Source organism: Vibrio harveyi NBRC 15634 = ATCC 14126 = KCTC 12724, assembly GCF_001591145.1.
Taxonomy (GTDB): domain Bacteria; phylum Pseudomonadota; class Gammaproteobacteria; order Enterobacterales; family Vibrionaceae; genus Vibrio; species Vibrio harveyi.
In genome coordinates this window covers 54130-67016 of the sequence record NZ_BCUF01000022.1, presented here as the reverse complement: position 1 = coordinate 67016, position 12887 = coordinate 54130, and the positions used below count along the sequence as shown (strand labels likewise).

The following is a 12887-nucleotide window of genomic DNA, read 5'->3' as shown; positions in this document are numbered from 1 at the left end:
GGCATCTTGCCCCCTTCTTATCGAATCAAAATCAGTTTCTAAACAGTACCGTAGAACCGTGATTCAGGCTAGTCAGTAGTAGAGTTTTTTCGTTAACGACGTCAATACGACGACTCTGTTCAGCATCTAGCTTAAAGATTTGAGTGATAAGACGAAGTTGAGACTCCGAAAAATCTTTAGATTGTGATGCGGAGATGTCTTTGAACTCAGAAGGAGAGACCAGCAAATAGTTATCACTGACTTCCCAACGACCTTTTTCAGAGATATTGATCGTAGACTCGACGTTTGAGCCCTGTGCAAATAGCTTGATGTTTGCCACGCGAATATAGTCACCATTAGGTAGGTACTTCACATTCGACTCAACGTTGACTTTGCGTAGCGGACCTACGGTATCATCTGGCAAGTTATCAGTAATAAGTGTCACCATGGTTGATTGCCACTCATTTGACGTAAGGACTTGCTCAACTTTAAGGTCACTACCCCAGTACAACCAACCACTAAAAAGGATGGATACGGCTAAAACCGCAGATGCTATTCTTATCTTCATTTCAGCCTCCCTTAATTGCAGATGTCAGTTGGGTCGTTACGACCAGCAAAAATACGCAGTGTTACATTCTCATATGAGTGATCACTGTCGTGAATGTAGTTCAGAATCAATTGATTGTTTTGACCACCTGTTGCAATGACTTCGACTGGTGAAGACTCAGCAGCATGGTGTTCAACATAACGTTGAATGCATTGCTCAATGGACGGCAGCCAATTGTTTAATTGAGGGTGGTTGATCGGTGTCATCACTGGCACGTTGTGATATTCACCAATTTGACGAAATTGTGATTCTGCAGGGTTGGTTAGCATTAACACGCCAACAGGAAGTAGCAGGGCAACTAACACGATGATTCTGAATAACCAGTTTGTGTTCTTTTGTGCAGGTGCAGATTTTAATGGTTGAGCTGTCGGTGCTTGTTCGACGGCTGTTTCTGCTTTTGTCTCAGCAGTGGGCTCTGCGAATTGCTCTAGATCAACGACTGGAGCTTCATTTTCTTCCTCTTGAGCATCAACATCGGTGAGTGCTGCTTCAGAAGATAGTGGGCTTAAACGTTCAACTGAACAAATCAGTTGGTAACCGCGCTTTGGCACCGTTTTTACAAATTCAGGCGACTTCGTAGAGTCTTTCAACATTTTACGTAGAGTGGAAATCGTTTGAGTAAGGCTTGAGTCATCCACCTCAAAACCCTGCTCCCGCCATACGAACTCGTGAAGCTCGTTACGCGTTAACACTTCATTGGGTCTCTCTGCCAACATGAGTAGAATACGGCTTTCGTTGCTTCCTAATCGTACAACTTCGTTGCCATTTTGTTGGTCAGCGAGCGAATTACTATTTGGGTCAAAGACAAATCTTTGAGCAAGCAGAAATTTGGTGCCGATGTTAGTCATTTAGTTCTTCTTAGATGGATGATTCTGTAATTATAAGTGATTTGCGTCACATAATAAGGCGTGCGCAAAAAGACATGTGCTACGTTTTAGATGCTTTTAGGGACGTAGGATAATTAAAATTTTCTAAAAAAACACCGTTTTTAGCAATATTGACCTTGAATTTACATTTGTCAGCCACATGTTAAATGACATCTTAGTAATGCTGCTTTTTTAAGGTGGCGGTTAGGACTTTGTCATTAAAAGTCTTTTTAGTTTAGATGTTATGGAGCAAACATGAGCGAAACCGTATCACAAAACAAAGAAACTCGTGGTTTTCAATCAGAAGTAAAACAACTACTTCATCTGATGATTCACTCTCTTTACTCAAACAAAGAGATTTTCCTGCGCGAGCTGATTTCAAACGCGTCTGACGCATCAGATAAGCTTCGTTTCCAAGCGCTATCTAACCCAGATTTATATGAGGGTAACGCGGATCTGGGTGTTAAGCTGGCGTTTGACGAAAGTGCTAATACACTAACAATCTCTGATAACGGCATTGGAATGAGCCGTGATGATGTGATTGAACATTTAGGTACCATTGCAAAATCAGGTACAGCAGAGTTTTTCTCTAAATTATCCGATGAGCAGAGCAAAGACTCTCAGCTTATTGGTCAGTTTGGTGTGGGTTTCTATTCTGCATTCATTGTTGCTGATGCTGTGACGGTACGCACTCGTGCCGCAGGTATTTCTGCAGAAGAAGCGGTTCAGTGGCATTCTGCGGGCGAAGGCGAATACACTATTGAGACGATCACGAAAGAATCTCGTGGTACTGATATCGTGCTTCACATGCGTGAAGAAGGGAAAGAGTTCTTAAATGAATGGCGTCTACGTGACGTGATCAGCAAATACTCCGACCATATCGGTATTCCAGTTTCTATCCAAACTGTTGTTCGCGATGAGGAAGGCAACGAAACAAGTGAGAAGAAGTGGGAACAAATCAACAAAGCTCAAGCACTTTGGACTCGCAACAAATCAGACGTCTCTGAAGCAGAATACCAAGAGTTCTACAAACACGTTTCTCACGACTTTGCAGATCCTCTAACTTGGAGTCATAACCGCGTAGAAGGCAAGAACGATTACACAAGCTTGCTTTACATTCCAGCGAAGGCACCTTGGGACATGATGAACCGCGATCACAAGTCGGGTCTGAAATTATACGTACAACGTGTATTCATCATGGATGACGCAGAGCAGTTTATGCCGTCTTACTTGCGTTTCGTCCGCGGCTTAATTGATTCGAACGATCTGCCACTGAACGTTTCTCGTGAAATTCTTCAAGACAACAAAGTGACTCAGTCATTGCGTAACGCTTGTACTAAGCGTGTACTGACAATGCTGGAGCGCATGGCGAAGAATGACGAAGAGAAATACCAATCATTCTGGAAAGAGTTTGGTCAGGTGATGAAGGAAGGTCCTGCTGAAGACATGGCAAACAAAGAGAAAGTTGCCGGTCTATTGCGCTTCGCATCTACTGAAGTGGACTCAGCTGAGCAATCTGTTGGTTTGGCTTCTTATGTTGAACGCATGAAGGAAGGTCAAGATAAGATTTACTTCTTAACAGCAGACAGCTACGCAGCGGCGAAGAACAGTCCGCACCTAGAGCAATTTAAGGCGAAAGGCATTGAAGTTATTTTGATGTTCGATCGAATTGATGAGTGGTTGATGAACTACCTGACAGAGTTTGACGGCAAGCAGTTCCAATCGATCACCAAAGCGGGTCTGGATCTGAGCAAGTTCGAAGACGAAGCAGAAAAAGAAAAGCAGAAAGAAACAGAAGAAGAGTTTAAGTCTGTTGTTGAGCGCACTCAGTCTTACCTAGGTGACCGCGTAAAAGAAGTTCGTACAACCTTCAAGCTTGCAACAACACCTGCTGTTGTGGTGACGGACGATTTCGAAATGGGGACGCAAATGGCGAAGCTTCTTGAAGCAGCAGGTCAAGCGGTACCAGAAGTGAAATATATCTTCGAAATCAACCCTGAACATGAGCTCGTGAAGCGAATGGCGGATGAAGCAGACGAAGAAGCGTTTGGTCGCTGGGTAGAAGTGTTACTGGGTCAGGCAATGTTAGCCGAGCGTGGCTCGATGGAAGATCCTTCTCAATTCTTAGGTGCCATCAATAAGCTTTTGACTAAGGTTTAATAACTAAATACCACTAAAAAGCTCGCGAAATGCGAGCTTTTTGTTTGTAAACGCATAGATTCACACTTTAAGTGTTGAGTTAGTAATCAATAAGACAGGAAAGCTGGCATCGCTAACATTCTTTAGTCTTAATCTGCTCATTGCACAGTGAACCTGTGTTAGAATCTCAACACTTGAATGTGAGTAATAAGGCGTGTATTTTGGCTCGCCTAAACGTTATACCGAAACTTATCGTTGCCAGTGCTTTGAGGGTGATTCCTAGAAGTCCAGCTATTGTGAGCTTCGGTATAAATCTTAAATATTAAAGAGGATAAATCATGCGCATCATTCTTCTAGGTGCTCCAGGTGCAGGTAAAGGCACACAAGCAAACTTCATCATGGATAAATACGGTATTCCACAAATCTCTACTGGTGATATGCTTCGTGCTGCTATCAAAGCAGGTACAGAGCTTGGTAAACAAGCTAAAGCTGTTATCGACGCTGGTCAGCTAGTTTCTGATGAAATCATCCTTGGTCTAATCAAAGAGCGTATTGCTCAAGACGATTGCGAAAAAGGTTTCCTACTAGATGGTTTCCCTCGCACTATCCCTCAAGCTGATGGCCTAAAAGAAATGGGCGTTGACGTAGATTACGTGATTGAATTTGACGTAGCTGATGATGTGATTGTTGAGCGTATGGCTGGTCGTCGTGCTCACCTTCCTTCTGGTCGTACTTACCACGTTGTTTACAACCCACCAAAAGTGGAAGGTAAAGATGACGTAACTGGTGAAGATCTTGTTGTTCGTGATGACGACAAAGAAGAAACAGTACGCGCACGTCTAGGCGTTTACCACGAGCAAACTGCACCACTGATCAATTACTACGGCAAAGAAGCAGAAGCTGGCAACACTAAGTACCTTAAATTCGACGGCACTAAGCAAGTTGCAGAAGTAAGCGCAGATATTGAGAAAGCGCTAGCATAATTTGCTAACGGCAAAATTTAATATTTTGATATATTTAAAAGCGACCTTTGGGTCGCTTTTTTTATTCTGCCTGTTAGTACGATGAACTTTTCTCTTAGATATGCCGTACAAATCAAGCCGTTTACCATGAATAGGATGTTATGAAAAACAACAATAAGAAGCAGGGCGTGTTATTGGTCAACCTTGGGACGCCTGATGAGCCAACTCCGCCAGCCGTTAAACGCTTTCTAAGTCAGTTCCTTCATGATCACCGTGTTGTTGATATGACACGGTGGCTCTGGTGCCCGATTTTGCATGGCATCATTCTTCCAGTTCGTTCTCCAAAAGTTGCCAAGTTGTATGAGTCGGTGTGGATGGAAGAGGGATCACCTCTCATGGTGTATTCAAAACGCCAGGCAAAGAAGCTGAGCACAGCTTTAGACATGCCAGTAGAGCTAGGAATGACATATGGCAATCCTAGCTTGCAAACCGGTTTTGAGGCGCTATTAGCCCAAGGCGTTGAACAAGTGATCGTTTTGCCGCTTTACCCTCAATACTCAGGAACAACGACAGCTGCAGTTTCTGACGGGATGACAAAGGCATTTAAGAATATGCCTGTGATGCCAGAGTTTAGTTTTATTCGCGATTACCACAATCACCCTAAATACATTGAAGCTTTAGCTCAGTCGGTACGCGAGCATTGGGAAGCAAATGGTAAGGGTGATTACTTGCTATGTTCTTACCATGGTATTCCGAAGCGATACGCGGACAATGGTGATATTTATCCTCAACATTGTGCCGAGACAACTCGCTTGCTTGGTGAGGCCCTTGGTTTGAATGAGGATCAAATTGGTATGACCTACCAGTCTCGATTTGGTCGCGAAGAATGGTTACAACCATACACGGACAAGACATTAGAAGTCCTACCTAGCCAAGGTAAAAAAAAGCTGAATATCGTAACGCCAGCTTTTTCTGCTGACTGCTTAGAGACACTGGAAGAGATCTCAGAAGAGTGCCGTGAAATTTACTTAGAAGCTGGTGGTGAGAGCTTTAGCTACATTCCGTGTTTAAATGACAACGAGTTACACATCGAGATGATGGTGGATTTGGTTCGCTCAAAGTTGTAAAGCGTCTGTGTCCTACATTCTTTCACTTAGAGCTTTGAATACAAAAAGGGTCGCAATTGCGACCCTTTGTTTTTATTTGCACTTTATATATTAAGCAACTTGAGTTTGCTGCTCTTCAATTTGTTCTGCTGTGCTATGTGTGTTTTCAGCACCGTGCATCCAACGAACAAGCGTGTTAGAGAACAACAGAAGAATGACACCAGAAACCATAGCTGTTACTGCAATACCGCTGAAGATAGCCAGCGCACCTAGCTCACCAACGTGAGAGCCCACATAACCAGCAACGTAGTTTGCAATTGCATTACAGCCAAACCATGCACCCATCATTAGTGAAGCAAGACGCAGCGGAGCCAGTTTAGTAACAAGAGACAGACCAATCGGAGATAGACACAATTCGCCCAGAGTATGGAAGAAGAATGCACCAACAAGCCACAACATGGATGTCTTAACTGTAGTGTCACCGCCTTGCTCAATAACCGCACCAACCATACATAGGAAACCAAGCGCTAGGAAGAACATCGCTAAAGCAAATTTCACTGGTGAGTTTGGCTCACGTTTACCTAGTTTCACCCATAGTACGGCTAGTACAGGTGCTAGCGTGATGATGAAGAATGGGTTTAGTGATTGGAACCACGCAGCAGGCACTTCAAAGCCACCGATCATTCGATCTGTGTATTGCTGAGTGTAGATGTTCATTAGACCGCCAGCTTGTTCAAAGCCTGCCCAGAATACGATAGTGAATAGGCTCATCACTAGGATTACTTTGATGCGATCCGTTTCTTCTTTTGTTAACGGTTCTTTTTGAGAAGATTTTTTAATCGCTAGATCACGTTTTGCAGCTGGAACACGACCAATATCACCAAGCCATGCTTGAGCAAACGTCATCTGCATGACTAGACTGATAAGCATACCGATACCAGCAGCCACGAAACCCGCTTTCCAACCGAATTCAGTTGTTACAGAGCCAGAAACAACACCAGCGATTAATGCGCCAAGGTTAATACCCATGTAGAAGATAGTGAAAGCACCATCACGACGGTTGTCACCTTCTTGATATAAGTCACCAACCATTGTAGAGATGTTTGACTTAAATAGACCGTTACCACAGATAAGTAGAGCAAGACCTAAATAGAATGTGTGTAGAGCACCAAGACCTAGAGCGTCAGCAGGCATTGCTAGTGTAAATTGACCGATTGCCATCAACGCGCCACCAATCAAGATAGAACGGCGTTGACCTAAGTAGTTATCCGCAAGGTAACCACCGATGAGAGGAGTAATGTAGACAAGTCCAGTATAGATGCCGTATAGGTCTAGGGCATCTTTAGTCGACCAGCCAAGGCCACCGTTCATTGTTGTGTCAGTTAAATACAGTACTAGAATGGCGCGCATTGCGTAGTAAGAAAAGCGTTCCCAAAGTTCAGTACCGAACAATAAGAACAAGCCACGTGGGTGACCAAAGTATTGATGTTGGTTTGACATAAGCTCTTCTAATAGTAGTTATTACATTTTTTAAAGAAATCTACGTATACATGTCATTTTGATGACTTACAAACAATAAAATTTTATGTGACGATTCATTTGCCTTATTAAATGGTGGCTCCGCGTTGATTTTGTGGGGTTTTAATCGGCGAATCGTTCGTGTTACAAACTTACTTTCCATTTTTGCCTATAGACTTATTTTCTTAATGCTTCGAAAAAGTGTAAGTTATGCATGTTATGTTTAAGAGGCTTACTGATAGGTTTCTTGAATACCCATGACTCGTTCTAGGCTTAATGCTAGGATGAAATAAAAATATAATTGGCTAGTAATAAAATGAAACGTTGGTATTTATTGTATTGTAAACGAGGAGAGCAAGTTAGGGCGAAGCAACACCTTGAAAACCAAGGAGTAGAGTGTTTTTACCCAACTGTGGAGGTCGAAAAGATCTTACGCGGCAAGCGACAAAAGGTCGAAGAACCATTATTCCCTTGCTATGTTTTTTCTCGATTTGATTATGAACAAGGACCGAATTTTACATCGGTACGTTCCACTCGAGGTGTCGTTGACTTCGTACGCTTCGGAGCACAACCAAAAGAGATTCAAGGTGATCTTGTTTATGAACTAAAGCAGATTGAAAAGTGTGCTGAGGAGCCGACAAGCCCAGAATGTATGCCGAAACCAGGCGATCATGTTCGTGTTATGAACGGACAGTTTGCTGGTATTGATGCGATTTATCACGAACAAGATGGTGAAAAGCGTTCGATTATGTTGGTTCAAATGCTCTCTAAGCGAGTGCCTGTCAGCATTGACAATAATGATTTGGAATTTATGTAAACCAACTCATTGAAAGATCAAAAAGAGGTGCGTAATGCACCTCTTTTTGATCGTGTTAACTTACCAGTGTTCAAGGGCTGGTGACTCAGCCCTATTTAACACGTGATACGATTAGTATGCATCGTTGTGTACGGTTTGAACGGCACGACCTGATGGGTCAACACAGTTTTGGAATGACTCATCCCATTCAATCGCTTTCGCTGAAGAACACGCGACTGATGGGCCACCAGGAACACATTCCGCAGCTGATGGTAGAGGGAACAACTCTTCAAAGATCTCGCGGTATACATAACCTTCTTTAGTTGTAGGTGTGTTGTAAGGGAAGCGGAATTGAGCCGTCTCCATTTGCTGATCTGTTACTTTTTGCTCTGCGACTTCTTTTAGCGTATCAATCCAGCTGTAACCAACACCATCAGAGAACTGTTCCTTCTGACGCCATGCAATCGACTCCGGTAGGTAGTGTTCGAAGCACTCACGTAAAATGTGCTTCTCCATCTTACCGTTGCCACACATCTTATCGGCAGGGTTCAAACGCATTGCTACGTCAATGAACTCCTTATCTAGGAATGGTACGCGACCTTCAACACCCCATGCCGCTAGCGATTTGTTTGCACGTGCACAGTCAAACATGTTCAGAGCTAGAAGCTTACGTACGGTCTCTTCGTGGAACTCTTGCGCGTTTGGCGCTTTATGGAAGTATAAGTAGCCACCGAAGATTTCATCAGCGCCTTCACCAGAAAGTACCATTTTGATTCCCATTGCTTTGATCTTACGACCCATTAGGAACATAGGTGTTGAAGCGCGGATAGTCGTTACGTCATATGTTTCAATGTGGTAAATCACATCACGAATCGCGTCCAAGCCTTCTTGGATGGTGTACGTCATTTCATGGTGAACCGTACCAATTTGTTCTGCAACTTCGCGAGCGGCTTTCAGATCTGGTGCTCCTTCTAGACCTACAGCGAAAGAGTGCAGCTGTGGCCACCAAGCTTCAGACTTTTCGTCGTCTTCAATACGCATTGCTGCAAATCGTTTTGCTACAGCAGATGTAATCGATGAATCCAGACCACCAGAAAGAAGTACGCCATATGGCACGTCAGTCATTAGTTGGCGTTTTACCGCAGCTTCTAAAGCTTCTGTAAGTTCTTCTTTGCTTGTGCTGTTGCCTTGAACTGCTGCGTACTCATTCCAGTCACGAATGTAGTAACGTTGAGGTTCTGCATCTGCACTGCCGTAGTGACAACCCGGAGGGAACTCGCTCACGGTCTTACATACTGGTACCAGTGCTTTCATTTCTGATGCAACGTAGTAGTTACCATGTTCATCATAACCTTGGTAAAGAGGAATGATACCAATGTGGTCACGACCTACTAAGTACTCGTCTTTTTCTTCATCGTAAAGTACGAATGCAAAAATACCGTTTAGTTCTTCAAGAAGGTCTGCACCCATGTCTTGGTATAGCGCTAGGATAACTTCACAGTCTGAGTCAGTTTGGAATTCGTATTTACCTTCGTAGCGAGCACGAATTTCTTTGTGGTTGTAGATTTCACCGTTTACAGCAAGGATGAGTTTTTTATCAGGGCTGTATAGTGGTTGAGCACCACTATTTAGACCAACGATCGCCAAACGTTCATGCGCAAGAATCGCGCGTTCTGATGAGTAAATACCAGACCAGTCTGGACCGCGGTGACGAAGCTTTTTCGACATCTCAAGTGCGATAGGGCGCAATGCTGCTGCATCGCTCTTAATGTCTAAAATGCCAAATACTGAACACATACAACATCCTTTTTAAACTAAACAATTTTTAATCGGTATAGGTTCAATTTGCCATTCTGAGTAAAAAAAGCAACGTTTGATGATGAAAAAAATGATAAAAAGGCTTGATGATTAGATATTGTTTAAAAATAACCTTAATCTGATGAATGAGATCAAGGTTTGGTTTAAAAAATGCACAAAAAAGCCCTCTTATTAGAAGAGGGCTCAATAAGGATAGTTACGTTTGATGCTTATTTCATCGGTGTAAATTGAGGTTGAAGTTGCTCGCAAACATGGCGTGCGAAACCACTACCAGCTTCGCTATAGATGTTGAATGCGGCGTCGACCCCAGTCTCTAGTAAGCCTTCAAGTTGATCTGGGTATTCGGCAATTGCTGCTATTTGCCCTTTATAGTTTCGGCTTTGAAGCTGTTCAAGCGCGGTTTGGTTACCTTGGTGGTGTGGCATCGCCAATAGGACCAACTTTACGTTTGCTGTATCTAAAATGCGTTCCCAAAAGTCAGGGTCTGTTGCATCGCCTGAAATAACGTTGCGACCTTCAGAGCGGTGTTTATGCGCAGCTTCTTCTCTTACTTCAACACCAAGAGAAACTTTGCCATAGCGAGATCGTAATTCGTCGTAAGCACCGGTGCCAATTCGACCCATACCTAGGATCAATACTTGGGCATGCCCTGGATTGATTAATTGATCTCGTTGGTTCAATTTCTCTGCCGCCGTTTCTTGTAACCATTTGCCCGAGTGTTGGTAGATTTGGTGACCAAGACGATTTAACGGTGCTGAGATGATAAATGAAATCGAAACAGCCACAGCGATAGCCGCTAGCATGTCACTAGGCATCCAGCCCATCTTGTAAGCCAGTCCACCGACAATCAAACCAAATTCACTGTAGTTGAAAAGAGAAAGAGACGTCAGTAATGAAGTCCGAACACGGAACTTAAAGTGGTTGATAGTAAGGAAATACAGCAGACCTTTGATTGGCAGCAACAAAATGAATAGCAGCGCAAGACCCACACCAGTGAAGCTCAATGATGCTGACAAACCAATATTGAGGAAGAAGCACACGAGGAAGAGCTCTTTCATATTAAAGAGCGATTTTGATAACTCTGATGCTTTACGATGCCCGGCTAGTAACATGCCTAAAATCAGCGCGCCTAAATCTGGCTTCATACCGACGAGTTCAAACAAACCAGCCCCGACGACGAGCGCAAAGAAGATACCAAATAGAACCAGCATCTCGCCGTGACCTACTTTATCTAGGAGTTTGTAGAACAATGGGCGGATAAGAGGGAGAGCAAACAAACCTATCGCATACCACTCCGGAATTTTACCTGTTGAAGCGGTAAGGAAGACCACAGCAAAAATATCCTGCATGACCAGAATACCAATTGCTAGGGTGCCGTAAGTCGCATTCATCTCACCTTTTTCTTGCAGGGTTTTTACCGCGAAGACAGTACTAGAAAAAGACAGAGCGAAAGCCAACAACAGAATCTGGCTGTGTTCCATAGTGGCCAGTGATGACAAACCGAGCAGTTTTAGACCAACGAGAACCAGCGCAAAGAAAAGGGTAGAAAGAATATTGTGCGCGGTTGCGCCACCCCAAATCTCTTTGGAAAGTAGCGTTTTTACGTCCAACTTTAGACCAATAGTGAAAAGCAGCAAGGTCACACCAAGATCAGCAAGCGTGACAATGACGTCATTACTTTGGTAGCCAAACGCGTGAAGACCGAAGCCTGCGAGTAGGAAACCAACCAAGGGAGGAAGGTTACATTTTAGAGCGATGAAGCCGGCGAGAAACGCCGTTGTAATTAGAATAATTTCCATACTATTGAGCTATATTCCTGATATACAAAAACGGGCTGTGAAACCACAGCCCGAGATTGTAACTCAATTGGTTGTATAAACTTAGTCTTCTAGTAACTTTTGTAACAAAACTCCGTTCAACATGGCGCGCTTTATCATTGCGAATGCGCCCATTGTTGGTTGCTTATCAATATGAGAAGCAACAATCGGAAGTTCGTTATGGAAAGTCTTCAAAGATTGGTTTTCAACATTGCGCTGGATTGCTGGGAAAACAATTTCTTCAGCCGCCGTAATGTCACCGGCAATGACGATTTTTTGTGGGTTAAACAAGTTAATCGTAATTGCGATAGCTTTACCAAGTTGGTTGCCTACGCGCACTAAGCTTTGCTTAGCAAGTTCATCGCCGTTCATCGCATGAGTACAAACGTCATCGATTGTGATGTGCTCTAGTTGAGTAAGGCTTGACTCATAGCCCTGTGCAATAAGCTTTTTAACGCGTTGTACGATTGCTGGGTTTGCTGCAACCGTTTCTAGACAGCCAAAGTTGCCACATTGGCATTGCTCGCCAAGTGGGTCGATTTGGATGTGACCAATTTCACCGACGTTACGGTTGAAGCCAAGGAATACTTGACCATTAACAATGATGCCGGCACCAGTACCACGGTGAACACTGACAAGAATTGAGTCTTGGCAATCTTGGCTTGCACCAAAGTAATGTTCAGCCAATGCCATACCACGAACATCGTTACCGACAAAACAAGCGGTATTGAACTTTTCACGGATGATTTCACCCAGTGCAAGGTTATCGATGTCTGTATTCGGCATGTATTCCACTACGCCTGTGGTTGGGTTCACCAAACCAGGCAGTGTAATACCGATAGCAATCAGTTGGTCAATTTTATCTTGGCAGCGACTCACGAAGTCCTTTAGCAAGTCAATCAAACCTGCGATAAGATCTGCTTGATTGGTATAGTGAAGTTCGTGCTGGTCTTCTGCAAGTGCCGTTCCGCCTAGGTCGTACAAACAGAATTGCACATAGTCACGACCTAATCGTACAGCGATAGAGTGAAAAGGTTTTACTTCAGTGGTCAACGAGATGGCTCGACGACCACCGGTAGAAGCTTGTTGCGCGACTTCTTTGATCAAGCCGCGCTCTAATAGTTGGCGGGTTATTTTGGTAACACTCGCTGGTGCGAGCTGACTAACATCCGCGACTTGAATACGGGAGATTGGACCTTGTTGGTCAATCAGCCTGTATACCGCAGCACTGTTAAGCTGTTTTACTAAATCTACATTACCAATCTGTCCGCCATTCATG

10 protein-coding genes are annotated in these 12887 nt (G+C 43.7%); 4 read left to right on the top strand and 6 right to left on the bottom strand.

The features are described 5' to 3' along the window. Nucleotides 1–31: 31 nt before the first annotated feature. Both toxS and VHA02S_RS13030 read right to left on the bottom strand, forming a co-directional pair. Nucleotides 32–547, bottom strand: coding sequence for a transmembrane regulator ToxS (gene toxS / locus VHA02S_RS13035; RefSeq protein WP_005446378.1), 516 nt, complete (start codon nucleotides 545–547; stop codon nucleotides 32–34). A gap of 11 nt (nucleotides 548–558) precedes the next feature. Next, nucleotides 559–1434 (bottom strand): transcriptional regulator, encoded by an 876-nt coding sequence (locus VHA02S_RS13030; RefSeq protein ID WP_038898875.1) that lies wholly within the window; start codon nucleotides 1432–1434, stop codon nucleotides 559–561. A gap of 273 nt (nucleotides 1435–1707) precedes the next feature. Here VHA02S_RS13030 and htpG point away from each other — a divergent pair, with 273 nt between their 5' ends. The 3 genes from htpG (at nucleotide 1708) to hemH (ending at nucleotide 5680) form a co-directional block, all read left to right on the top strand. Then, nucleotides 1708–3612, top strand: coding sequence for a molecular chaperone HtpG (gene htpG / locus VHA02S_RS13025; protein ID WP_038898874.1), 1905 nt, complete (start codon nucleotides 1708–1710; stop codon nucleotides 3610–3612). A 317-nt stretch (nucleotides 3613–3929) separates the two neighbouring features. Continuing rightward, nucleotides 3930–4574, top strand: a complete 645-nt coding sequence (adk, locus tag VHA02S_RS13020; protein WP_005425498.1) for an adenylate kinase — start codon at nucleotides 3930–3932, stop codon at nucleotides 4572–4574. 140 nt (nucleotides 4575–4714) lie between these two features. Continuing rightward, nucleotides 4715–5680: a ferrochelatase gene (hemH, locus tag VHA02S_RS13015; RefSeq protein ID WP_017818948.1), complete on the top strand. Its 966-nt coding sequence runs from the start codon at nucleotides 4715–4717 to the stop codon at nucleotides 5678–5680. Nucleotides 5681–5770: 90 nt separating this feature from the next. Here hemH and VHA02S_RS13010 read toward each other — a convergent pair whose 3' ends face one another. After that, a complete protein-coding gene (locus tag VHA02S_RS13010) occupies nucleotides 5771–7159 on the bottom strand; it encodes a peptide MFS transporter (protein WP_038898873.1) in 1389 nt (462 codons plus the stop codon). 334 nt (nucleotides 7160–7493) lie between these two features. Between VHA02S_RS13010 and rfaH the strand changes: the two genes are divergently transcribed. Beyond that, the gene (rfaH, locus tag VHA02S_RS13005) at nucleotides 7494–7994 is read left to right on the top strand and encodes a transcription/translation regulatory transformer protein RfaH (protein ID WP_005446384.1); all 501 of its coding nucleotides are present in this window, start codon (nucleotides 7494–7496) and stop codon (nucleotides 7992–7994) included. 111 nt (nucleotides 7995–8105) lie between these two features. Here the strand turns inward: rfaH and asnB are convergent, their stop codons facing one another. From asnB to nagC, 3 genes are all read right to left on the bottom strand, one after another. Then, nucleotides 8106–9770 carry an asparagine synthase B gene (gene asnB / locus VHA02S_RS13000; RefSeq protein ID WP_009698590.1) on the bottom strand — a complete coding sequence of 555 codons (1665 nt, stop codon included), beginning with the start codon at nucleotides 9768–9770 and terminating at the stop codon, nucleotides 8106–8108. 230 nt (nucleotides 9771–10000) lie between these two features. Then, nucleotides 10001–11590, bottom strand: coding sequence for a cation:proton antiporter domain-containing protein (locus VHA02S_RS12995; protein WP_005446391.1), 1590 nt, complete (start codon nucleotides 11588–11590; stop codon nucleotides 10001–10003). 81 nt (nucleotides 11591–11671) lie between these two features. Further along, nucleotides 11672–12886 (bottom strand): DNA-binding transcriptional regulator NagC, encoded by a 1215-nt coding sequence (gene nagC / locus VHA02S_RS12990; RefSeq protein ID WP_005446392.1) that lies wholly within the window; start codon nucleotides 12884–12886, stop codon nucleotides 11672–11674. Between the last annotated feature and the right edge of the window lies 1 nt (nucleotide 12887).